Consider the following 22,526-nt stretch of genomic DNA (forward strand, 5'->3'; position numbering starts at 1 on the left):
TCGCTCTCTCCCATCAAAAAAGAAAGGTTTTCTATCACTTTTCATATTTCCCAACTTGTTTAAGCAAAGATAACAGCTCATTTTTCTCATCTTTTGTTAACATTCCAAAGGAATCCTGTATAACTTTTTCATGCTTTGGAAAAATAGAAGCGATGAAGGTCTCCCCTTCTCCTGTTAACTGTGCATATATAACACGGCGATCATTCGGGCATGGAATTCGTTTCACAAGCCCCTTTTTTTCTAACTTATCAACAACATACGTAATACTTCCACTTGCAATTAAAATACGCTCTCCAATTTGTTGAAGCGGCTGACTTCCTTTATGATATATCAATTCTAATACAGCAAACTCAGTTGGATTTAGTCCGTTACTTTGTATTGATTTATTTGTAGCATCCATAACAAAGCGGTGCACACGCGATAATGCAATAAACAATTTTAAAGATTGAGAAATCTCTTCCCTCTCATCATTCAACTTCATACGATTTCAACCCTTCACTTAAATTCACAAAAATCCGAGACAATCTACCAAATAAAAAGGTTTTCCATAAAGCAAAATAGCTATCAATGGTTCATCTTTGTCTCCGAATGATCGCTCAATCATTTCTCAGTTTTACTCTTTCACACATGCTAAGTACTAACTTTCACACATGAAATAAAAACATGACAATTTTAACACAGTTTATATATAATGATAATAAAAAAGGAGTAGCAATCTTGAATGGAAAATTACGAAGCATAACTTTTTATATACTGCTTGTTATATTACCGACACTGGGAATCGGTGCAACTTTCTATTCTTATCACACCTACCAAATGCAACAGGAAAACAAACAAGCTGCTCATACTGTTTTATTTTTATATAGGGACTACTTAGATCACCATATTGGCGAAGCAATTTCCGCCTTAGAGATGCTTGCTATGGTCGTAAATACAGAAACAGAAAATACAAACGGAATTCAGCAAATATTACACGATACCGATGAAAAAGACGAGCGTTTTTCCGGATTATATTATACAAATAAAAACGGCCTAATCACTGTAGCATCAAAAGGTTTAACAACACCAATTCATGTTGCAGATCGGTATTATATAGCAGAAGCTTTTAAATCAAAAAAAACAACTGTATCATCTGTCATTACAGATCGGGTTCTTGGACACCAAGCTATTATGATTGCCACACCCATTTTTACAAAACACAAACAAATTTCTGGTTTATTGTTGGCCAGTTTACGCTTTGATTATATATCGTCTGCTTTAAATGCTATTAAACCACAATATCATTTTGAAGTAACCGATGAGCATGATGTAGTCTTTTTAACAGATGATAATAGCCGAACCAACTGGGCAACATACAAACAAAATTTCTACTCCACTACAAAAATTAAAATGGAAAGTTGCTGTTTCTCCATTACCTATTCATAAAACAACTTTATACAAAACCGTTGCGGTAGAATGTATGGTTACTTTATTTTTAATGACAATTTTATTTTTACTCGTTCAATATATTTTGCTGAAACGACAAACAAGATTAGAGAGACAACAAAATGAAATACAAAAAATTGAATTAGTTGGTACTTTTGCAGCTAGTACAGCTCATGAAATCCGTAATCCACTTACTGGAATTAAAGGTCTTGTAACACTCTTAAAGGAAAAACATATACAAGAACAAGACTAATTTTATTTTTCTGTTATCGAACAAGAAATAAAACGTATCAATGAAATTGTTAGCGAATTTCTTATTCTTGGTAAACCAACAGCGATTATCGAAAAAAAGTATGATGTAAGGGATATTATCAAAGAGGTCTCATTAATTATTCGATCGGAAGCAAATTTACATAATATTATATTCACCTTGCAGTTACCAGACCATCCTGTTCATATCCGTTGTTCAAAAGATCATATGAAACAAGTGGTTTTAAATATTACAAAAAATGCAATTGAAGCTATGTCATCTGGTGATGTATTAACAATTCAGGTAACCAGTAATAAAGAGCACGCAAAATTACACATTGTTGACACAGGAAAAGGTATTCCAAAACATATTCAAAAACACCTCTTTCATCCGTTCTTTACCAGTAAAGACACCGGAACAGGTCTTGGTCTTGTCATATGCAAACGAATTATAGAAATGTATGATGGACAAATTGTGATTGATAGCACAGAAAATAAAGGAACCACAGTTCATATAAAGCTTCCATTAGATTCAGCATAATTATCCTTCTCTGCGGAGGGTAATTATGTTTATTTCATAAAAGCAGTCACAAACATTTTCCAAAAAGCACTTGTTTTTCCTTCATATTCCATTTGGGAAAAGGGTACCTTCATAAATGCGAACCATCTTGGTGTTTTTTGTTCTTTATATCGTTGATACTGTACAATAAGCTTGTCCAATTCTTGACTCACTTGAATTGTTTCAGTACTGTTTAATCCGTTTGTTAAACCTAAATGAATCATTTCTTCACGTTTCATATGAATATCACGCGAAAGTTTTTCCATTGTATACTCCCGTTTTGCTGTAAACATCCATATCCCCCTCATTATTCTTCCATACTCTCTACTTCATTTTCACTCCATACATTGAGGCTACAAATGTATATTGCAATCGAATTAGAATACTCAGAAATTTTAACATTTTCTCCCTGTAATTTACAAATCTTTATCCTCACTTTGAGAATTATTACAAATTATTCTATCTTTGTAAATACATTCGCAATAATAGACATTTTTTTCATATTATTTTTTCCAAACGACAAATAAACCCTTCTTTTACATTTTTTAATTTCCAGCACTTCGACATTTTTCTCGTTTAATTTATGTAAAAAACGCAAATCATAATTATAGATTTGCGTGTCCATCTTCACAAATACAGTACCTTATTTTATTAAAAAAGATAAATTTTCTATAAAGTGAAACCTTAATCAGTGCGAGCTTTCTTCATCCCCACTGATTATTAGCACTTACCAATCAGGATTTTAGTGCAGTTCATGCAAATTACATATCTAATTTGTTTTACTAACTAGAAATTTGATAAAACTTTATTTATAACAAATCACCCACTCAGAAAGGAACTTTTTATATGCGTAAACATATCATTATTTTTTTCATTTTATTATCTACTGTCATTTTTCCTTTTCAAACGTATGCCCATACAAATAAAGTTGCCATTGTAATCGACGACTTTGGAAATAATATGAAGGGAACTGAAAGGATGTTATCACTTCCCATTCCACTTACTGTAGCTGTTATGCCCTTTCTTCCATCTACAAAACAAGATGCAGTAGCTGCACATCAAAAAGGGCATGAAGTTATTATTCATATGCCAATGGAGCCTATTAAAGGAAAAAAAGAATGGCTTGGTCCTAAAGCTATTACAACTGATTTAAGTGATCATGAAATTGAAAGTCGGGTCGAACAAGCGATTCAAGAAGTACCACATGCAATTGGGATGAATAATCATATGGGTTCTAAAGTAACAGCTGATGAAAGAATTATGCGAATCATACTATCAGTATGTAAAAAACATGGCCTATTTTATTTAGATAGTAAAACAAATCCCAATAGCGTAGTACCAAAAATCGGAAAGGAATTAGAAGTTCCTATTGTAGAAAATCAATTATTCTTTGATGATGTTTATACATCATCTCATATTACAAAGCAAGCACAGTTACTTCTACAAAAAATTAAAGAAAAACCTGTCGTAGTAGCAATTGGTCATGTCGGCCCTCCTGGGGAAATTACTTCTCGTGTTATTGAGTCCACCATTCCTAAAGTACGTGAACATGCAGACTTTATTTTCTTATCCGACCTTGTCCTCTCACCACCACCTGTCTCCAAACAAAAATAGAGAGCAGCTATATGCTGCTCTCTATTTTTCATACTACTACCTTATATATAATCTACATGACTCACGCGAAATCCTTTTTTCTCTATTTTTGCAATTAATGATTCTAATGCTTTTTCACTTAAGTCATCTGTAATGTTCACAATAACACGACGAATATATTGATCACCATTGTCCAATGTAAATAATCCACCAATATGATAAGACCTGAGCAACGTTCCTAACTCCTTAATTGTCCCCTTACAATCTTGCGTTGCGATTGTTATTATATAACCACCCGTTTGCATCCCAAATGAATCTTCAATGACATCAAATATATTAGAATGTGTTAAAATGCCAACAAATTCATTGTACTCATTCAATACAGCTAAAAATGGAAGACGCCTAATTACATAAAAGGCTCGAAAAAAAGAATCCTTTTCAAAAATAAATGCAGATTTATCTTCCATAATATCTTTCACACATACATCTTCTAAACCCTCATTACATTTACGTTCTAAAATATCTACTTTATAAATGATCCCTTTAAATCTCTTCTCATCTTCTGCAAGTACAGGGATCGCTCTATATCCCTTCACGTTCATAATTTTTAACGCCTGTTCCCCCGAATCATTATCCTTACAAAATGTCACCTGTTGTTTCGGCAGAAAATGATATTTAACTCGCAAAATACGTTCCTCCTCACATGACGACATGTAATCTATATATAATAAGGAGACCCATATTTTATGAGTGAAATTATTTTTAAAACGCTTTCATTTATTAGTTTGCACGTAACGAATTGTTCTCTTTATATAACTGAACTCTTAGTTCCTTTAATCATCAATAATTTCACGTGATAATTCATTAAATACTCTAACCCCTCTAACCATTTTTTCGTCTCTTCTGGCGAGTTTCCCCATACAATCATTCCGTAATTATGAACAAGTATAGCACCGCCGCCTTCTATAAAATTAGGAACATGATTCTCTAATAAATCAGCAAACTTCTTTTCATTTTCTACAATCGGAATCGTAATCTCTGTAATTCCTTCTTTTCCAAAAACACGTTCTACAGTGCGTTTTTCAAATGTAACTGCTCCTTCTTTTCCATATAACTCTGATATTAAATGACTATCTACAGTTTGAACTTGCAAAATACACTCCGCATTACCTTTTTTATAAATATCTGCATGCATAAACGATTCAACTGCTGGTTTTTCATCATTTGCAAATACAGGCTCGCACATACTATTTACTACAATAAAATCCTCTTCTGCAAATAACCCTTTGTCTCTTCCTTCAATATTTACTAAAAATGTTAATGGTTCTTGTGATGTCCGCATAGATAAACTAATTTTTGTACCATAAAACCAATCACGGAGAGCCAATTCCATTTTTACATCTCTTAACTCTTTCCACTTCTTTAAAAAAAATAACATTTCGTCACCCCCATGAGAATATCACTGTAATGGTTTAGCCATTTCTATGTAAAAGAATTATTTTTTGATTATTCCAAAAATTTAATTGAATTATCACATGAGAATCTCTTTTTGTCAATACAATTTCTTCATCTACCTGAAAATTAGGCACATGTTACACAACAAAAAAAGCTCTTTCACAGAGCCTTTTTGTTCATCATTTGAAGCATCTCACTCTTCTCTTGCTCATTAATAATGCCGATCTTTTGTAATATATTTGTATACAATATAAGTTTATTATACAAGCGTTCCGACACCTTTTCCCCTTCTTTCCTCCAGTCAACTTTTTTTCTGTTGGTAAATTATATGAAGGGAACCGAAAAATGTGTCCATTTTTTTTGCACTGATACAAAACTTTTCAAAGTACCTCTCTTATCTACGTGTAAAATAATAAAACAGTAGGCCCTACAACTTTCGGATTGGAAACCTATATTTAACTAATCGTCCAGCGAATATTATTTTTTGTAATAAATTCTTCAAAACTATGCGGCATTTTTTTATCGCAAATTACGTGCCCCATATCAGAAAAACCGGCGATTCGATAATTTCCTTTTACCCCCATTTTTGTATGATCACATAAAATAAATGTCTTTTCCGCTAATTGAATCATCGCTTCTGATAACTTAGCTTTTTCCAATTCAAAACTCGAGATTCCAAAACTAGGTAACAAGCCATCAATTGAAATAAATGCCTTATGAAAATGAAACTGACGAATGACTTGCTGTGAAATAGATCCTGATACACGACAGTGTTTTGGCGATACCTTTCCTCCAATAAATAATACTTCACCATCAAACATTTTTTTATTTATAGAAGAAATTAATTGGGCTGCAACAGGAAATGAACTCGTCACAACAGTTAAGTTTTTCCGATGAACGAGATACGGGACCATTTGCAGGGGCGTGCTTCCATCATCGATAACAATGACATCYCCATCTTCTACAAAAGTTGCTGCTTTATAGCCAATTCTTTTCTTTTCCTCAATATATAGCATTTCTCTTTCTAGCATAGGGGGCTCTATCCCTGCTCCCGGAAGTTGAACCGCTCCCCCGTATACTTTCTTCAACTTTTTTTCCCGATCAAGCTCTTCTAAATATCTGCGAATGGTTTCTGTTGATACTGAAAATTCACTTGCTAGCTCTGAAACTTTCACTTTTCCCTTAAACTCTACTTTTTCAAGAATACTACGCTTTCTCTCTTCTCCAACAATAGACATAACTTCACCTCATTTTTCTCTCCCACTTACTTTTTCGGTTCTGCTTTTTGACCAAATTCTTTTTCCCAACGTTCTAAAATTTTATCGCGATTATCAGCCGCCCATTTAAAATCGTTATTTTTATATAACTTGTCTGTTGCATCTTTTGGGAAACCATCCGGAAGTTTATAATCATTTTTAATCGTCGCGAATCCATTTTTCTGGCTTTTTATCATCTTTAATTGCGGAAGTACATGATCTACACCTTTTGGAGAATATTCTTTTAACATTTCTTTCTTGTCTAAAGCCAGAAGACTAGAAGCCGCTGTTCCCCATACAACATCCGCTTGTGTATTTTTCCCTTCTGCTAACAATTTTGCTGTAATAACCCCAGTTGAATCACGAGCGATATTTAATTTCACATCTGCGTATTTCTTTTTAAAGGAATCAAGATAAATAGGTGCAAGCTCTTCTTCAATTGCTGTGTAAACTGTTAATAATCCAGACAATTTGTCATCTTTCACTTTCGCCCCCGCAGTTTCTTCTTTCTTGGCACCACACCCCATTAATAAAGAAAATACTCCCCCGGTTGCTACAGCTTTAAAGAATGTTTTTTCACTGTTTCTCTCTCCTTTTATTTTTCTTATGTACAACTTAAATATAAACATCAAGTGTAAAAGCAGTATTAAACCAACATTAATCTTTTGTTTGTTGTTTGTTTTGGTGTAATACGTTGGTACTTCAATGTTTTTTCTATTTTTTCTTTTCTAGAAAGACAGGAAGTTTACAAATAATTAAAAAAAGATTAAAAATCCCACAAAAAAACGAGGCGTTTGTAAAAAACGCCTCATTTTTGCTTACCCTTTTTTGAATTACGATTTGCATATTTCGCTGGATTTTCATTTTCATACTCTACCGCAAATTCCGCATCCGGTAGACTTTCTTTTGGAGTTTTATTATGATTCATTGCCGCATGTTGTTTTACTTTTCGTTTTACCATCAATAATACCTTCCTTCCCTGTAATGACATCTTACTTTCTATATTAGTTTGAGAAAACTTTCAAAAATTATTGATGGGAAGTGTTAACAAGTACAAAGCAACGTATATAGGGAAACACTATATCTGAACAGGAAATTTATATTTCCTACTATAATAAAGAAGGAACGATTACTTTGAAGAAAAAACAACAAATTCATTCACCCATTTTAGATGAAACTTTGCCACATCAAATGAATTTCCCCTCCTTTAAAGGAACAGGAAAACAAATGCAACAGCCCTTTATTAATCAATACGATGTTGTAATTGGAGATAGTAAATACAATTCTAAAAATAGCCCACTTAACAATTGGAGTGATGAAGTTGATCCGGCCATTATGGCTGGCGAAGAATGGATTCATCCAACAAATGATATCGGATGGATTTCAGAAGAAAATCAAGAAGTGTTACGAAACAAAACAGACGGGGTTGAAGATTCATTTATGCACCCTCAATTTGGTATTAACGATTAAAAAACCATTCTACCTTTATAGGTAGAATGGTTTCATGTTATCCAATAATAATTCTCTCTTTGGGATATTTATAGCGAGGCGGTTGTTCCCTTCCACCACTTGCTAAAATAAATGTTAAAATACCAACACGACCAATAAACATAAGAACAATTAATACAAGTTTTCCAGCAGTTGTTAAATCAGAAGTGATACCTGTTGATAACCCAGTCGTTCCAAATGCAGAACATACTTCAACAATTAAACTCATAAATGGTGCATTTTCAGTCATCGATAAAATAAATAAAGCAGAAGCACATAATAAAATCCCCATAGTCATAACAACGGACGCTTTTAAAACGTCTTCCTCATGCAATTGCCGTTTAAAAACACGTACCGTTCTACCACCTTTTGCAAACGTATATAGGGAAAGAATATTCACAGCAAACGTCGTTGTACGTATTCCCCCTCCAACTGAACTTGGAGAAGCACCAATAAACATTAAAACACTCATAAATAAAAGCGTCGGCTGTGACAAGTCACGTATATCCATTGTCGCTAATCCACCACTTCTCGTTGTAACGGATTGAAACAACGTATAAAATACCGTTTCATGCCAGGATTTCCCTAACAAAAACTGATTTCGCTCCAATAAAAAAATAACGATTGTTCCCACAATAATAAGCGAGAAAAATGTCGTTGTTGTCAATTTTGTAAATAGTGAAAAACGAAACAATTGATGTTTTTCCTTACTCAAATACTGTTTTACTTCCATTAGCACAGGAAATCCAATTGCTCCTAAAATAATAAGAAGCATATGAATTATTTGTACAATATAGTCTTTCTGATATGGTATAAGCGACTGACCAGTTAAATCAAATCCACCATTGGTTGTTGCACTAACAGCGGCAAAAAAACCATGAAAATACGCTTCTTTCCAACTTGGGAAATAGAGTAAAAATCTTGTTCCTAATAGAAGCGCCCCAACCACTTCTATCGAAATAATCAAAATTAAAATAGACCGCATCAACTCAACAAGTCCTGATAAATTTCCTTGGTTATGATCTGCCATAATTAATCGTCTTCGCTGCAAACCTATTTTCTTACCTGTTATCATCCAAACAAATGTACCAAGTGCCATAATTCCTAAACCGCCTAATTGTAATACGAGCGCTAAAATCATAATACCTGCCGTATTTAACGTATCTGGAATAGAAACCACTGAAAGCCCCGTAACACTAACAGCGCTAACAGATATAAATAACGCATCTATAAAAGTCCATTTTACACCTGGCTTAATGACAAATGGTAAACTTAATAAAATTACAGAAACAATTACTGCCATGAAATAAAATAAAACAATAAGCTGTACCGGACGCAATTTTCGCAAAAATTTCTTTATATCTCTCATCCCATCACTTCGCTACCTTTTTTCTATCGATTAAACAAAGAAAAATCATCATTTTCTTTATTTGTAAATAACTGCTGAAATAGTTTTGCAAATACCATTCCATATACAGTTCCATTTCCCCCATACGGTAATGCATAATACAAATTAGAGACTTTATCATCTTTTTTACAAATAGGAAGACCATCATGACTTCCGCCAAATGCAGCAGCCCAATAATATTCAGCTCTAACATTTGAAATATTCGGAAACATCTCTTGTATAATTTTAGTTAGCAATTCTCGTTTATGCAATAACTTTGTATCACCAAATTTCTGAAGTTGCATCGCTTCATCTAATCCGCCTACAATAATTCTGTTTTTGTACGTACGAAAATACAAATACGGCCGAGCAGTTTCCCAAATTAATGATTGTTCGTGCCACCCATTAAAATGCTCTTGCTCATTTGTAACAATAGCATAAGAGGTTTCTACCGTTGTATTTGCTTCTTTTTTCCCAAATAGTGTTTCATATCCTGTAGCCATAATCACTGCTTTCGCTACAATTTTCTTACCTATTTTTGTGTAAGAAACCAAATCTTTTTGAACAGGCTTAATATGCACAACCTCTGTATTTTCAAAAATAGAAGCACCTAGCTGGTTTGCTTTATGTATAAGACCATGAGCTAACATATACGGGTTCACTTCTGCATCCCCTCGTGTATATAATGCTGCCGGTTTTGTAAATGAATATCGTTTCTTAATATCAGATTCTGTAAAATACTCAACAGGAAATCCGTAACGTTGTAATGTACGATACTCTTCTTGAAGGAATGAAATATCTTCATTTTGACTTGCATAATATAAGCTTCTTCTCGGAATAAAACAAKGATCAATATCTAACATTGGAACAACCTGTTCCAATGTTCGCAGTGCCTCGTAACAAAGCTGATAAGCTCGCACCCCTTTTGCTTCCCCAAATGTATGAATCAAAGATGTCAATGACTTATCATGAACAAATTGTAGTAATCCTGTATTAGCAGCTGTGCTTCCGTGTGCAATTTTTCGTTTATCAATCAACGTGACACTCATTCCTAATTTTGTTAAAAAATATGCAATTTGAGCGCCTGATTCTCCACTTCCAACAATAAGCACATCACATATCATATCATTTTCTAATATCGGATAACAAGGCATACAAGCTTCTTCATTCCAGTATAACTTTCCTAATGCTAATTTCATAACTACTCTCCTACAATTGAATTTCCTACCTTTTATTTTTTGTTACTTTACATAAAAAAATCCAGCTAGCCTGTGCTAGCTGGATTTTCCATTTCATTCGTATGAACAAAAAAGATATTTGTTCAAGCCATATTAATCACTTTTTCACTTCAATTAGAGCGTTCCTCAAGCCAATTTCCAACTGTAGGATACGTTTGTTTTACAGCCGTTCCACCGTATACAACTGACATATGTCCTGTCGGCAAGCACACATACTGTTTGTCTGTACTAGAAATATGATCTAAGAGCGCCTCTACTTGACATGGCAATGCAATATGATCACGTTTTGCAGAAATATTTAAGACATTTGCCTTAATGTTTTCAAGTTTTACTTTTTGACCTCGAATCACGAGCTCACCTTTAACCAATTTATTATTTTGATAAAAATCGCGAATCCATTGTCGATACGATTCACCTGGGAATGGGATACCATCTCCAACCCATTTTTGAATTAGCTTCCAGCTTTCAACAAAGCGCTCATTTTCTGAGCGGTCAAGTAAAGCAACATACGGACCAACAAAGTTTGTAACTGGCTTTAACATTTTATTTCCGAAATCAATCATTTCCGGCGGTATATTTCCAAATGTATCAACTGCTTTGTCTAAGTTAAAATACTTTTCATCTAATAATGGACCATATAATCCTGTTTCAGAGAAATCAAATGGACTTGTCATAAAAATTAAATTTCGAATCGGCATATGTGGATGAAGTGCCGCATAAATGGATGTTAGCGTACCACCCATACAATATCCGAGTAGAGATACCTCGTCCGCTTTTGCAGTTCGCATTACTTTTTTAACTGCTTTTGCAATATAGTCGAACACAAAATCATCAAACTTTAAATGACTATCTTCTAAACCGAATGTGCCCCAATCAAGCATATACACATCAAAACCACGATCTACTAAATATTCCACCAAACTATTTCCTGGTGTCAAATCCATAATATATGGTTTATTAATTAGCGCATAGATCAATAAAATGGGAACTGAATGTGTTTTTTCCTGCTTTGGAATGTAACGATACAGCTTCGTTTTATTTTTCGTCCAAATGACCTCTTTTGGAGTTAAACCAACTTGTGGCTCTGGTTCACGTAGTAAAACTTCACTCGCTCTTTTAAAACGACGGTATGCTTTTCGATATTCTTCTGGGTATAGTTCCAATTGCTTTTCCCATTCTGTTACGAATGTAGTCATTTTCCTATCTCCTTTTTAATTGATTTCCTTCTTCAAGAAAGAAGTGCACTCCTGCTATGGATATGCACTTTCTCTTTGCTTCATTACATATATAATCCGCCGTTAATATTTAACTGTTGACCAGTGATATACGCTCCATCACGGCACAAGTATACAACACCTTTTGCAATTTCATCCGCTTGTCCGAAACGTTTCTTTGGAATCTTAGAAACGATTTTTTGACGAACATCTTCCGGCACTTCTGCTACCATTTCTGTATCAATGAATCCTGGGCAAATCGCATTCACTGTTACATTTGTTTTCGCAAGTTCTAGCGCTAATGACTTTGTAAATCCTAACATACCAGCTTTTGCTGCTGAATAGTTTGTTTGTCCAAATCCACCAGCTTGTCCAATAATAGAAGAAATGCTAATGATTCTACCCTCTTCTGATTCTGTTATGTAAGGAAGTGCCGCACTCGTTGTATTAAATATACTACTTAAGTTTACATCGATTACGCGATCCCAATCTTCACGGTTTAATTTTTTGAAAGTACGGTCTCTTGTAATACCAGCATTATTTACAAGAATATCTACCTTACCAAAATGATTCACAGCTTCATCTACAAGGCGCTTCGCATCTTCTAGCTTAGAAACATCTGCCTGAACTGCATATACATCATGACCTTCTGTTCCTAATTCATTCGCTAGATTTTCAGCCGCTTCTTTACTGCTATTATAGTTAATAACAACCTTTGCGCCCTCTTTTGCTAATGCTACTGTAATCGCTTTACCAATCCCTTTTGCCCCACCTGTTACGATTGCTACTTTACCATTTAATTGAACCATTTCTATTCCCCCTTTATTGAACTTGTTAGATATAAGAATGCATCACCCTGATACATATTTTAAAACGATATTCTACATACAAACTATTTTCAGCTGTTCATACCATTCGTAAAAGAGGTTCTCCCTTTCCCTTTTTGAACGTATAAACAACACTTCTTAACTACTTTTTATTCTCTGGTTTCAGAGGCGCTTTCGCCACTTCTTTCGCTGGTTCCTGTAATTTTGCTAACACTTCATTTTGTTTTTCAAGTAATTCTAAAATCTTATCCACTTTATCTTCTAATGTACGAATATCTTGTTTCACTTTTATTACATCACGTTTTAGCGTAGGAGATTGTCCTAAAGAATCTGCTTTTTCTTCCAAAAACTCTTCGATGTTATCAACTTTATTTTCTAAGTTAATAACAAGCGTAGCCACTCTTGCGATATCGTCTTGGGTTGGCATGTTCACTTTTTCTAAATAACCTTTTGTTGCATCATTCAACATCTTCTGATAAAACAAATTCAAATCTAGAACGCTTCCCATCCAAGCAGAATACTCTTCTGTTTTGATTGTTTCATTGAGCGCTTTTCCCCAAAATGTTTCGGTCTGTTCATAAGCTTCTTTCCATGCTTGTAGTGGATCGAATTTTTGATCAATCACTTCTCCTACACTCCTTTATTCGTTTTTGAAACAATTCAACCTATTCACTATTTTCCAATATTCTGAATAAAACTTCAAGTCTGTATTTTGTTTTTTTCTATATTCCAACAAATGTATTGACATAGAAAACAGATAGGTGTAAATTGCACTTATAAGCAAAAAATTCCATCTAACTGATTCATGAGGTGATGCACAATCATGCTACATAATGAACCAGAACAACAAGAAAGTTTGGAAACAAACCAAGCGAAACAACCAAACTCCATGCCAAAAAACTTCTTAGTTCCCTTCTTACTTCTCTGTCTAAAAGACTGGAGTCTTCACGGTTACAAACTCATTCAAATGCTAATGGATATTGGCTTTTCTTCCGTTGACCAAGGTAATGTTTATAGAACCTTGCGCAAGTTAGAAAAAGAAAACCTCATATCTTCCACTTGGGATACAAGTGAAGGAGGGCCAGCAAAGCGAATTTATTCTTTAACAGAATATGGAGAGCAATATTTAGCAACATGCGCGACCTCTTTTGAACATTATCAAAATATGTTGCGAACATTCTTCACGTTATACACCAATGCATTCTTTCCATTTTCTACTTCTCCAGAAAAGGATGAAAAAAAATCTTCATCTTCACCTGGTGGTACAGCAGAATAATCTGCGTTCACAATATGCAAAAAAATATTTGGAGGTCAAACCATGGAAACTAAACCATACGAACTGGTCGATGCATTTTGGAAAAATTGGTCACATTCTCTTTCCCTTTTCTCTTCAGCAGGGAAACAATTGGAGCAACTTACTTTAGAAACTTTAAAACAACAGCAGGATGCTTTGCATAAATTAACAGCAGGAGTAGATGAACTCGAAAAAGAACTACAACAATTCACTACTCAATTTAATAGTCAATATACAGAATACGTGAAGCAATTCACAGGCAACTCCTTAAATGAACAAATTAACGAATGGCAAGAAAAATGGAACGAACTCTCTAATCATCTTCATCAACTTACTGTGTCTCCAACAAAAACATCTTTGACAATTCTTACTCAAACGAGCGGCCAGTTTGAAGAAACAACAAAACAATTCATTGAACAACAACAACTTCAACGTGACGAGGTTCAAAAACAATTAGAAGGTTTTTTGGAAGAATTCAAATCTACACAACTGGAACTCGTAAAAAAGTTCGAGGAAAACTCAAAAAATCTATTTACTTCCATCAAGTAAGGAAAATGTGGCAGCTTACCGCAGAACAAACTAGACTCTTTCTTCCTCCCATTACATCAAGATGGCTTACATTTTTCGATATGGAAAAGAAGGAGGAAAACATGAATCTATTTCAAGAAGCGCAGTCTGTTCCAGAGCTTCATTATGATGAGATTCAAGTTGGCGATCAAGCATCCTTAACAAAAACGATTACCAATGAAGATATTATCACTTTTGCAAAACTGACCGGGGATGTGAATCCAATTCATATTCTGGACTCTTTTGCAAAAACAACAATGTTTAAAGAAAGAATTGCACATGGTATGCTTGTTTCAGGATTTATTTCGACCATTCTCGGAACAAAATTACCAGGAAAAAACACAATTTATTTATCACAAAATGTATCATTTCGTGCACCTGTAAAAATTGGTGATACCTTACGCGTAGTCGCAGAAGTTATCAAAAAACGTGATGATAAAAAAATTATTACGTTGCAAACAAATGTATATAATCAATGGAATGATATAGTTGTCGAAGGTACAGCAACAATAATGAAAAAAGAGTAGCATGTGTGCTACTCTTTTTTCGTATCCAATAACTTCTAATCTCACCGATTACTTCCGTGTATGACCAAACATATAACACATACACTAACGATACCAGTTTATACAGTGAGCTTGTATCAGCAAAACATTCCTTTACTGCTCATTAAAAACAAATAAACTGGAATATAAATTAGGATGTGTTATCAATGGTAAAAACAAATAAATTACTTGTTCCTGGTGCTGAGCAAGCCCTAGAACAATTTAAATATGAAATTGCACAAGAGTTTGGTGTAAGCTTAGGTTCGAATACAGCATCTCGTTCTAACGGATCTGTCGGTGGCGAAGTAACAAAACGTCTCGTTTCCTTAGCACAACAACAATTACGTGGATAATTCTATAAATAATTGATTCAGGGGCAGATATATTCTGCCTCTTTTCCTTTTCAACATACATTGTAATTCTTTTTGACATACTACAAAGAGCACGCCGAAAGGAAAGGTATATAATATGAAACGGATTAATATTAAAATGAGTCCTCCTCGTGTACTTACGTTATCTTTTATTGCACTATCCATTATCGGAACATGCCTATTAAAACTGCCTATCTCCACTACAACTTCAATTTCTTGGCTAGATGCATTATTTACAACTGTTTCTGCATTTACAGTTACAGGGCTCGGCGTTGTTGACACCGGAAAAGTGTTCACCCTATTTGGGCAACTTGTTATTTTAACACTCATACAAGTTGGCGGTCTCGGCATTATGAGCTTTGCTATATTAATCGCGATTATGCTCGGGAGAAAAATCGGTCTCCAAAATCGAATTTTACTACAGCAAGCATTAAATCAAACAAATATCGGCGGAGTGATTCGTCTCGCAAAATCATTATTTCTATTTTCTTTTAYCATTGAATGTTTCGCTACTCTTCTTCTTGCTTTTGAATGGGTTCCAAAATACGGTGTTTCTAACGGACTATATTATAGTTTTTTTCATGCCATTTCAGCATTTAACAACGCCGGGTTTTCCATTTGGACTGATAATTTAATGTCACAATCTCATAGTATACTCGTCAACATAGTCATTTCTTCTCTCATTATTTTAGGCGGAATTGGTTTCACAGTCATAGTGGATATAAAAAGAAAACGCAACTTTAAGAACCTTACATTACACTCTAAACTTATGCTCTCATCTACTCTTATTGTAAATATTGCTGCTACAATTTTAATTTTTATATTTGAATTCCATAATCCAATTTCTATGAAAGGATTTACACCGTTTGAAGAAGGACTAGCAGCCTATTTCCAAGCTGTTTCCACACGTACAGCTGGCTTTAATACTGTAGACATGGCACAATTAACAAAACCATCCCTTTTACTAATGATGTTGCTCATGTTCATTGGAGCTGGTAGTGCTTCAACAGGTGGCGGCATTAAATTAACAACTTTTTTAATTATGCTACTCGGGGTTCTTAAATTTTTACAAGAGCAAGATGACATTGTTATCTTTAAAAAATCAATAAAAGATGGTTTGATTGTAAAATCACTTGCCATTGTAGTCATTTCAATCTCATTTATTTTTTTCGCCATATTAATTTTAAGTATCACCGAACAAGTTCCCCTCTTAATGAGTGCCTTTGAAGTATTTTCGGCATTTGGGACTGTTGGTCTCAGTATGGGACTTACCTCAAAATTGACAATAATCGGGAAGATAACCATTATATTTATGATGTTTTTTGGAAAAATGGGTCCTTTAACATTAGCATTTTCTTTTGCACATAAAAAACAAAGAAAGATAAAATATCCAAACGAAGACATTTTAACAGGTTGACAAACATTTACATTATCCATATAATGAAAATACAATAGCATATTTCCAAAGGGGAGTAGCGTCCAAGAATATATTCTTGGAAACAAAGTCGTCATTACGTAGAACTCAGTTCTTCCGGCTTTGTTGGCATTTTCATTACATATGTCTAGCAAGACCTTTGCCTATCAACGGCAGAGGTCTTTTTTGTATTCTTTTCCAATCCCTTTCATCGTTGATAGGTTGGAGTATGGGGAAGCTAAACAGTGGGGAAACCTCTTCACTTGTTTAGGATTTATACAATTGAGAGGAGAATGTACATGGATGTATCATTATTATTGGAGTATGGTTGGGTATTGCTTATCTTAATTGCACTAGAAGGAATTTTAGCAGCAGATAACGCGCTMGTYCTYGCMATTATGGTMAAACATTTACCAGAAGAAAAAAGAAAAAAAGCATTGTTTTATGGATTAGCAGGAGCTTTCGTGTTCCGCTTCGGATCATTATTTATGATTTCCTTCTTAGTCGACGTATGGCAAGTGCAAGCAATCGGTGCCATTTACTTAATGTTTATCGCTGGTAACCATTTATTCAAAACATACGTTAAAAAGAATTCGCATGAGGAAAATGAAGAGAAAGAATCAAAGAAAAAACAAGAAAACTTTTGGTGGACAGTATTTAAAGTTGAAGTTGCTGACATTGCGTTTGCTGTTGATTCTATTTTAGCAGCTGTAGCATTAGCGATGACTTTACCAAAAACAGGTCTTGGTACAATTGGTAGCCTTGATACTGGACAATTCCTGGTTATTTTTGCAGGTGGTATGATTGGATTGATTATTATGCGATTTGCTGCATCTGCTTTCGTACAACTATTAAAACGCAAACCAGGTTTAGAAACTGCCGCTTTCTTAATTGTTGGTTGGGTTGGTGTTAAATTAGCTGTTTATACATTGGCTCATCCTGCTTTAGGCGTTATTCCACACAGTTTCCCAGAATCAGCACCATGGAAAATTGGATTTTGGATTGTACTAATTGGAATTGCAATGGGTGGTTGGTTCTTATCTAAAGATACAAGTGTCCAAAATACACAAAAGAATTTGGATGAAAAAGCGCTGTAACAACAGCGTTTTTTCATTTACCTCACACTAAATCGTCCCCCCTTCAAAAATAGATAGATGGAGGATAACTAATCCTTTTACCATCCTTGAAAGATAACGCCCCAATGATAGAAGTTTCATTTTATTACATAAAAGGTTGCCATTCCCCTCTATTTTTACAAACATATGATATCATACCACAATTTGTTAACGCTTTCATTTGGAAGGTATGTCCTTTTTGTGAAACATTGCACAAACTTATTGAAACTAAGAGTAAATACGTGTACCTTATTCATATGAGGAGTACTTACAGACAATGTACTAAAGGAGCGTATTATTATGCTAGAACAAGGATTAGCTTACGTTGTACAACTTGCGCAGAAAAAGAAACAAATGTTGGATGCAAATCCAATGCAATATTTCATTCGCGCTGCACTAGCTGGCATCTATATTGGTTTTACTATTGTACTATGTTTTAAATTAGGAAATTTTTTCAATGTTGTAAATTCACCCGCAACATATTTAGCATCTTCTATGTTTTTTGGAATTGCACTCATATTAATTATATATGGTGGAGCTGAATTATTCACAGGAAATACAATGTATTTTACAGTCGCAACTCTGCGAAAAGAAACAACAATTGGCGATACACTTCGTAATTGGGTTGCTTGTTATGCAGGTAACTTAGCAGGTGCAGTATTTTTTGCATTGTTATTTTATGCAACTGGTATTTTCCAATCAATCGATCATAAACATTTAATGAATATAGTCGTTGCAGGAAAAATGGGAACACCTACAATGCAATTATTTTTCAAAGCGATTTTATGTAACTGGCTTGTGTGCCTTGCATGTTTCCTTCCTTCTCAAGTAAAAGGAGATACAGCAAAAATACTTATGATGATGTTTCTTGTCTTTACTTTCTTCTTATCCGGTTATGAACATAGTATTGCAAACTTATCATTATTTGCACTATCTTTAGTATCACCACATCCTGATACAATTTCTTTCGCTGGTGCTATCCATAACCTAATTCCGGTTACAATTGGCAACATTATCGGCGGATCCGTATTCGTTGGGATGGTATATCATTATTTAACTCAAAAAAGTCCAGAACCTAAAGCGGCAGAAGATAACCTAGAAGCAGTTCAACAAGAAGAAATCATCCCTTTACAAGCACAGATGAAACACTAAAAAAGTTCCAAGGATCCCCTTGGAGCTTTTTAACTTCCAGTGCATTTCACCTGTATATTTGAGGAAATCTCTCTCGTTTCTTTTCCTTTATTTATCCGCTCTAACATGTACTGCATACCAATTGAATCATTTGTATGTAAATGAATTTCCTGTACATAAAGGCCTTCCGTACAAAAAACTTCTAAAAAATCCAAACCATTTTTCTGACGCCATCCCATATTATAATCGAGCGATATAATATCTACATCAGAATTGCGCAAAAAATTTAAAGCAGTTTCGACTGTTGTCGCTAAGACATAACCGAAGGGGCAAGGTCTTTGATCATCCATATACACTTTCATTTTCTACTTCTCCTTTATCCCGCTATTTGCGGACAGTAATACCTCCACTGATTACAGTTTCACTTTATTCCAGATATATCATAGCCAAATAACATATTGTTCCAAGTGCAATAAACGGTCCGAATGGAAATGGTTGTCTTGATGTAATACGCTTAAGTAACATACCAATTCCAAAGAAACAAAGACTCAAACTAGAAGCACAACAAAGCACAATAAAAATTGCTTTCGCCCCTATTATAAATCCAAGTAGCGAAAGTAATTTCACATCACCTCCTCCAAGTCCATTCGGAAATAGAATTTGAACGAGATATAACACAATAAATATCGTTCCTCCACCAATCAAGCCCTCCCACCAAGGAACGAGTGAAATAAAAATATGTTCTAGTACAAATAAACAAGCAAAAGAGAATAAAATTACATCCGGGATTAACATATAGAACAAATCTGTCATTGTAATAATAATGAGTAAAGAAAGTAACGTCCATATAAGAATTAGTTCTTTATCCATTCCAATCACATACGTAAAAAAAAGAAATGCTCCCCCTGTTATCACCTCAAACAATGTATAAATAAAGGGTACTTTCATTTTACAATGAATGCAGCGACCTCTTTGTAAACAAAAAGAAATAATTGGAATAAGCTCTTTCGACCTTAGCGTATGACGACAATAGTCACAATAAGAACGAGGAGCAATAATAGATTGTCCAATAGGAATGCGTACTGCTACAACCGTATAAAAAGAACCTAGCACCGTCCCTATTAAAAAAGCATATAAATAAAATATCACACCATCCTCTCCTTCCCCCAAAAAATATAGCAAAAAGAGAGCGACACTTCCATTTCGCATTATCTTTGTTCTAATAAAAAAGCAGGCCATTTCTTGGCCTGCTTTTCCCCATTTTACACTACAAAATAATATGCTTTTAATGGTCCATGTACACCTACAACAAGATTCATTTCAATATCAGCTGAGTTACTTGGACCTGTAATAAAGTTAATACAAGATGCAACTTCTTCTCCATTCTCTACACGCGTATTCATATCATGAACCGCTTGTGTAATACGTGGTACAATTGTTTCACGTGGAATGATTGCAAAATAAATCGTAGGCAAGAAGTGTAAAGAACGACCTTGTCCTTTATGACTTTGCACGACAATTGTACCGGATTCTGCTAATGTGTAATCACTAAAAGCAATACCGATATTTGCTTTTTCAGCCAAGCGAATATTTTCTTCTTTTTTCTCTGGATCCCAAGTGTTTACTTCAACATTTTCGTTCTGAAGTTCTGTAGAAAATAGAGTATTCAAACCGTACGTATCAAAACGTTCGTCCCCCGATAATAAAATAGGTCCGCCGCCGTTTTCAGTAATTACTTTTCGAACTACTGCACTCAGTTCATCCTTTGTTGTTTCAATTACAGTCGTATGAATGTTGGTACATTGTTTTTTGAATACTGCTAACAATTCTTCCTCTGAATAATCTTTCAACGTTTCTACGTTTACATTATTCTTCCATACTGGACGCTGTACTCCTTCTGTTTTACGCGCACGCCCAAGTTCTTTCGCAATGTTGTCTAAAAAGGAATCACGGTTTTGAATTGTCCCTGTCATCAGTCATTCCCGCCTTTCTTATGATCTTTATACCAATCACGGAATCTTTCTTTACTTGGAGCTGGGAACTCGCGAATATCCGTCCAGTTTTTCAGCGGTCCTACACCTTTCGTTACACGATTACCAGACGTAAATGGACTCATAGCAGCCGGAGCAATTTTAGATCCCATTTTGTATAAAGATGCGGAAGACGCACCCATACTAAACATCTTCATTGCTAATTTTTCTGCAAGTGGCGCTCGCCCTTCTTGCTCAACAATGACTTGGCGATGTTTTAATAACAAGTCATGCAATGGAATTTTTACCGGACAAGCTTCTGTACACGCTCCGCATAAACTAGAAGCATACGGAAGCTCTTTATAATCATCATATCCACCTAAAAGTGGTGTTAATACTGCCCCAATTGGACCAGAATAGATGGATCCATAAGAGTGACCACCAACATGACGATATACAGGACATACGTTTACACAAGCTGCACAGCGAATACATTGCAACACTTGACGGAATTCAGAACCTAAAATTGTAGAACGTCCATTATCAACAACAACTAAATGGAATTCTTCTGGTCCGTCTACTTCCTCTTCCTGAATTGGTCCTGCTACCGTTACATAACTCGTTAATTTTTGACCAACCGCACTGCGGCACAGTAAACCAACAAGAACATCTAGTTCTTCCATAGTTGGAACCATACGTTCCATACCCATTACCGCGATTTGTGTTTTGGGAATAGACATAACAAGGTCAGCATTTCCTTCGTTTGTTACTAGACAAAGAGAGCCTGTATTTGCAACTGCAAAGTTACATCCCGTTACCCCAATTTCAGCATCCATAAATTTTTCACGAAGTTGTTTACGAACAAACTTTGTCATTTCATATGGATCATCAGAATTTTCATACCCAAGCTTTTCTTTAAACACATCACGAATTTGCGTTCTGTTTTTATGAAGTGCTGGCGCAATGATATGAGATGGTGGATCATTATCTACTTGTAAAATGTACTCACCTAAGTCACTCTCTAATACTTCACAGCCAATTTCTTCAAGTGCATGGTTCATGCTAATTTCTTCCGTTACCATCGACTTTGATTTTACAATTTTTTTTGCTTGCTTCTTCTTCGCTACCTCTTGAATATACTGTGCTGCTTCTTCTTTCGTTTTTGCAAAGAAAACATGCCCGCCTCTTTTAGATACATTTTCACTCAGTTGCATTAAATAGTAGTCTAAGTTTTCTAACGTATGCTGACGAATTTGTTCACCAAGTTCACGCCATTCTTCCCAGTTTCCTAATTCATCGGCTGCTTTTAAGCGATTTGTATATAAACGCGTTTGTGCAGAAGATACTGCCCCGCGCATAAATGAATCTTGAATTCCATCGCCAACGCGATCATTAAATTTTTTCTCACTGATTTTCATAGACATAGCT

General features: G+C 34.8%; 24 protein-coding genes, 2 pseudogenes and 1 riboswitch. Of the genes and pseudogenes, 10 read left to right on the plus strand and 16 right to left on the minus strand.

Annotation, left to right across the window (positions count from 1 at the left end):
• Window positions 1-34: 34 nt before the first annotated feature.
• The gene (locus AC1DIT_RS05950; RefSeq protein WP_016113933.1) at window positions 35-481 is read right to left on the minus strand and encodes a MarR family winged helix-turn-helix transcriptional regulator; all 447 of its coding nucleotides are present in this window, start codon (window positions 479-481) and stop codon (window positions 35-37) included.
• 182 nt (window positions 482-663) lie between these two features.
• Between AC1DIT_RS05950 and AC1DIT_RS05955 the strand changes: the two are divergent.
• Window positions 664-2,215, plus strand: a pseudogene (locus tag AC1DIT_RS05955) (DUF3149 domain-containing protein).
• Window positions 2,216-2,244: 29 nt separating this feature from the next.
• On the opposite strand, the gene AC1DIT_RS05960 reads toward AC1DIT_RS05955, so the two are convergent.
• A complete protein-coding gene (locus tag AC1DIT_RS05960; RefSeq protein WP_016113931.1) occupies window positions 2,245-2,526 on the minus strand; it encodes an aspartyl-phosphate phosphatase Spo0E family protein in 282 nt (93 codons plus the stop codon).
• Between the two features lie 553 nt (window positions 2,527-3,079).
• On the opposite strand from AC1DIT_RS05960, the gene AC1DIT_RS05965 reads away from it, so the two are divergent.
• Window positions 3,080-3,847, plus strand: a complete 768-nt coding sequence (locus tag AC1DIT_RS05965) for a divergent polysaccharide deacetylase family protein (RefSeq protein WP_016113930.1) — start codon at window positions 3,080-3,082, stop codon at window positions 3,845-3,847.
• Window positions 3,848-3,888: 41 nt separating this feature from the next.
• Here AC1DIT_RS05965 and cbpA read toward each other — a convergent pair whose 3' ends face one another.
• From cbpA to AC1DIT_RS05990, 5 genes and pseudogenes are all read right to left on the minus strand, one after another.
• On the minus strand, window positions 3,889-4,512 hold the full coding sequence (gene cbpA / locus AC1DIT_RS05970; RefSeq protein ID WP_016113929.1) for a cyclic di-AMP binding protein CbpA: 624 nt from the start codon (window positions 4,510-4,512) through the stop codon (window positions 3,889-3,891).
• Window positions 4,513-4,634: 122 nt separating this feature from the next.
• Window positions 4,635-5,264: a class II aldolase/adducin family protein gene (locus AC1DIT_RS05975; RefSeq protein WP_003196074.1), complete on the minus strand. Its 630-nt coding sequence runs from the start codon at window positions 5,262-5,264 to the stop codon at window positions 4,635-4,637.
• A 472-nt stretch (window positions 5,265-5,736) separates the two neighbouring features.
• Window positions 5,737-6,519 (minus strand): DeoR/GlpR family DNA-binding transcription regulator, encoded by a 783-nt coding sequence (locus AC1DIT_RS05980; protein WP_016131264.1) that lies wholly within the window; start codon window positions 6,517-6,519, stop codon window positions 5,737-5,739.
• A 26-nt stretch (window positions 6,520-6,545) separates the two neighbouring features.
• Window positions 6,546-7,166 (minus strand): annotated as a pseudogene (locus AC1DIT_RS05985) (type 2 periplasmic-binding domain-containing protein).
• A 179-nt stretch (window positions 7,167-7,345) separates the two neighbouring features.
• Entirely contained in the window at window positions 7,346-7,498 is a 153-nt protein-coding gene (locus AC1DIT_RS05990) for a hypothetical protein (RefSeq protein ID WP_000240797.1), read from the minus strand.
• 173 nt (window positions 7,499-7,671) lie between these two features.
• On the opposite strand from AC1DIT_RS05990, the gene AC1DIT_RS05995 reads away from it, so the two are divergent.
• Window positions 7,672-8,007 carry a DUF3905 domain-containing protein gene (locus AC1DIT_RS05995; RefSeq protein ID WP_016113926.1) on the plus strand — a complete coding sequence of 112 codons (336 nt, stop codon included), beginning with the start codon at window positions 7,672-7,674 and terminating at the stop codon, window positions 8,005-8,007.
• A gap of 37 nt (window positions 8,008-8,044) precedes the next feature.
• Here AC1DIT_RS05995 and AC1DIT_RS06000 read toward each other — a convergent pair whose 3' ends face one another.
• The 5 genes from AC1DIT_RS06000 to phaR all read right to left on the minus strand — a co-directional run bounded on the left by AC1DIT_RS06000 (window position 8,045) and on the right by phaR (window position 13,316).
• Entirely contained in the window at window positions 8,045-9,394 is a 1,350-nt protein-coding gene (locus tag AC1DIT_RS06000; protein WP_016113925.1) for a TrkH family potassium uptake protein, read from the minus strand.
• 23 nt (window positions 9,395-9,417) lie between these two features.
• Window positions 9,418-10,611, minus strand: a complete 1,194-nt coding sequence (locus AC1DIT_RS06005; RefSeq protein WP_476998102.1) for an NAD(P)/FAD-dependent oxidoreductase — start codon at window positions 10,609-10,611, stop codon at window positions 9,418-9,420.
• A gap of 149 nt (window positions 10,612-10,760) precedes the next feature.
• On the minus strand, window positions 10,761-11,846 hold the full coding sequence (gene phaC / locus AC1DIT_RS06010) for a class III poly(R)-hydroxyalkanoic acid synthase subunit PhaC (RefSeq protein WP_016113923.1): 1,086 nt from the start codon (window positions 11,844-11,846) through the stop codon (window positions 10,761-10,763).
• An 83-nt stretch (window positions 11,847-11,929) separates the two neighbouring features.
• Window positions 11,930-12,673 carry an acetoacetyl-CoA reductase gene (locus AC1DIT_RS06015; RefSeq protein WP_016131263.1) on the minus strand — a complete coding sequence of 248 codons (744 nt, stop codon included), beginning with the start codon at window positions 12,671-12,673 and terminating at the stop codon, window positions 11,930-11,932.
• A 160-nt stretch (window positions 12,674-12,833) separates the two neighbouring features.
• Complete coding sequence (phaR, locus tag AC1DIT_RS06020) at window positions 12,834-13,316, minus strand: polyhydroxyalkanoic acid synthase subunit PhaR (RefSeq protein WP_016113921.1); 483 nt, start codon at window positions 13,314-13,316, stop codon at window positions 12,834-12,836.
• A 198-nt stretch (window positions 13,317-13,514) separates the two neighbouring features.
• Here phaR and phaQ point away from each other — a divergent pair, with 198 nt between their 5' ends.
• The 7 genes from phaQ (at window position 13,515) to AC1DIT_RS06055 (ending at window position 19,149) form a co-directional block, all read left to right on the plus strand.
• The gene (gene phaQ, locus AC1DIT_RS06025; protein WP_003196063.1) at window positions 13,515-13,967 is read left to right on the plus strand and encodes a poly-beta-hydroxybutyrate-responsive repressor; all 453 of its coding nucleotides are present in this window, start codon (window positions 13,515-13,517) and stop codon (window positions 13,965-13,967) included.
• 42 nt (window positions 13,968-14,009) lie between these two features.
• Window positions 14,010-14,534, plus strand: a complete 525-nt coding sequence (gene phaP / locus AC1DIT_RS06030; protein WP_016113920.1) for a polyhydroxyalkanoic acid inclusion protein PhaP — start codon at window positions 14,010-14,012, stop codon at window positions 14,532-14,534.
• A 101-nt stretch (window positions 14,535-14,635) separates the two neighbouring features.
• Complete coding sequence (locus AC1DIT_RS06035) at window positions 14,636-15,079, plus strand: MaoC family dehydratase (protein WP_016131262.1); 444 nt, start codon at window positions 14,636-14,638, stop codon at window positions 15,077-15,079.
• 185 nt (window positions 15,080-15,264) lie between these two features.
• On the plus strand, window positions 15,265-15,450 hold the full coding sequence (locus AC1DIT_RS06040; RefSeq protein WP_000241213.1) for an alpha/beta-type small acid-soluble spore protein: 186 nt from the start codon (window positions 15,265-15,267) through the stop codon (window positions 15,448-15,450).
• A 115-nt stretch (window positions 15,451-15,565) separates the two neighbouring features.
• Window positions 15,566-16,885 carry a TrkH family potassium uptake protein gene (locus AC1DIT_RS06045; protein ID WP_476998103.1) on the plus strand — a complete coding sequence of 440 codons (1,320 nt, stop codon included), beginning with the start codon at window positions 15,566-15,568 and terminating at the stop codon, window positions 16,883-16,885.
• 38 nt (window positions 16,886-16,923) lie between these two features.
• A riboswitch (yybP-ykoY riboswitch) is annotated at window positions 16,924-17,098 on the plus strand.
• A gap of 83 nt (window positions 17,099-17,181) precedes the next feature.
• Window positions 17,182-17,979: a TerC family protein gene (locus tag AC1DIT_RS06050; RefSeq protein WP_016113917.1), complete on the plus strand. Its 798-nt coding sequence runs from the start codon at window positions 17,182-17,184 to the stop codon at window positions 17,977-17,979.
• Window positions 17,980-18,297: 318 nt separating this feature from the next.
• Window positions 18,298-19,149 (plus strand): formate/nitrite transporter family protein, encoded by an 852-nt coding sequence (locus tag AC1DIT_RS06055; RefSeq protein ID WP_016113916.1) that lies wholly within the window; start codon window positions 18,298-18,300, stop codon window positions 19,147-19,149.
• 29 nt (window positions 19,150-19,178) lie between these two features.
• Here AC1DIT_RS06055 and AC1DIT_RS06060 read toward each other — a convergent pair whose 3' ends face one another.
• From AC1DIT_RS06060 to AC1DIT_RS06075, 4 genes are all read right to left on the minus strand, one after another.
• Window positions 19,179-19,490, minus strand: coding sequence for a cyclic-phosphate processing receiver domain-containing protein (locus AC1DIT_RS06060; RefSeq protein ID WP_016113915.1), 312 nt, complete (start codon window positions 19,488-19,490; stop codon window positions 19,179-19,181).
• A 64-nt stretch (window positions 19,491-19,554) separates the two neighbouring features.
• A complete protein-coding gene (locus AC1DIT_RS06065; RefSeq protein ID WP_044880796.1) occupies window positions 19,555-20,337 on the minus strand; it encodes a prepilin peptidase in 783 nt (260 codons plus the stop codon).
• Window positions 20,338-20,390: 53 nt separating this feature from the next.
• Window positions 20,391-21,101, minus strand: a complete 711-nt coding sequence (locus AC1DIT_RS06070) for a LutC/YkgG family protein (RefSeq protein ID WP_016131260.1) — start codon at window positions 21,099-21,101, stop codon at window positions 20,391-20,393.
• Complete coding sequence (locus AC1DIT_RS06075) at window positions 21,101-22,522, minus strand: LutB/LldF family L-lactate oxidation iron-sulfur protein (RefSeq protein ID WP_016113912.1); 1,422 nt, start codon at window positions 22,520-22,522, stop codon at window positions 21,101-21,103. The genes AC1DIT_RS06070 and AC1DIT_RS06075 overlap by 1 nt, the downstream gene beginning before the upstream one ends.
• Between the last annotated feature and the right edge of the window lie 4 nt (window positions 22,523-22,526).

The organism is Bacillus sp. 05T22 (assembly GCF_056396765.1).

Coding starts and splice junctions, on each gene's coding strand:
- phaQ (WP_003196063.1), top strand. CDS start 13,515: ATGCTACATAATGAACCAGAACAACAAGAAAGTTTGGAAACAAACCAA.
- AC1DIT_RS05990 (WP_000240797.1), bottom strand. CDS start 7,498: ATGGTAAAACGAAAAGTAAAACAACATGCGGCAATGAATCATAATAAA.
- AC1DIT_RS06015 (WP_016131263.1), bottom strand. CDS start 12,673: ATGGTTCAATTAAATGGTAAAGTAGCAATCGTAACAGGTGGGGCAAAA.
- AC1DIT_RS05950 (WP_016113933.1), bottom strand. CDS start 481: ATGAAGTTGAATGATGAGAGGGAAGAGATTTCTCAATCTTTAAAATTG.
- AC1DIT_RS06075 (WP_016113912.1), bottom strand. CDS start 22,522: ATGTCTATGAAAATCAGTGAGAAAAAATTTAATGATCGCGTTGGCGAT.
- AC1DIT_RS06000 (WP_016113925.1), bottom strand. CDS start 9,394: ATGAGAGATATAAAGAAATTTTTGCGAAAATTGCGTCCGGTACAGCTT.
- AC1DIT_RS06055 (WP_016113916.1), top strand. CDS start 18,298: ATGCTAGAACAAGGATTAGCTTACGTTGTACAACTTGCGCAGAAAAAG.
- AC1DIT_RS06065 (WP_044880796.1), bottom strand. CDS start 20,337: ATGCGAAATGGAAGTGTCGCTCTCTTTTTGCTATATTTTTTGGGGGAA.
- AC1DIT_RS05965 (WP_016113930.1), top strand. CDS start 3,080: ATGCGTAAACATATCATTATTTTTTTCATTTTATTATCTACTGTCATT.
- phaC (WP_016113923.1), bottom strand. CDS start 11,846: ATGACTACATTCGTAACAGAATGGGAAAAGCAATTGGAACTATACCCA.
- AC1DIT_RS06035 (WP_016131262.1), top strand. CDS start 14,636: ATGAATCTATTTCAAGAAGCGCAGTCTGTTCCAGAGCTTCATTATGAT.
- AC1DIT_RS05975 (WP_003196074.1), bottom strand. CDS start 5,264: ATGTTATTTTTTTTAAAGAAGTGGAAAGAGTTAAGAGATGTAAAAATG.
- AC1DIT_RS06060 (WP_016113915.1), bottom strand. CDS start 19,490: ATGAAAGTGTATATGGATGATCAAAGACCTTGCCCCTTCGGTTATGTC.
- AC1DIT_RS05960 (WP_016113931.1), bottom strand. CDS start 2,526: ATGTTTACAGCAAAACGGGAGTATACAATGGAAAAACTTTCGCGTGAT.
- AC1DIT_RS06040 (WP_000241213.1), top strand. CDS start 15,265: ATGGTAAAAACAAATAAATTACTTGTTCCTGGTGCTGAGCAAGCCCTA.
- AC1DIT_RS06070 (WP_016131260.1), bottom strand. CDS start 21,101: ATGACAGGGACAATTCAAAACCGTGATTCCTTTTTAGACAACATTGCG.
- phaP (WP_016113920.1), top strand. CDS start 14,010: ATGGAAACTAAACCATACGAACTGGTCGATGCATTTTGGAAAAATTGG.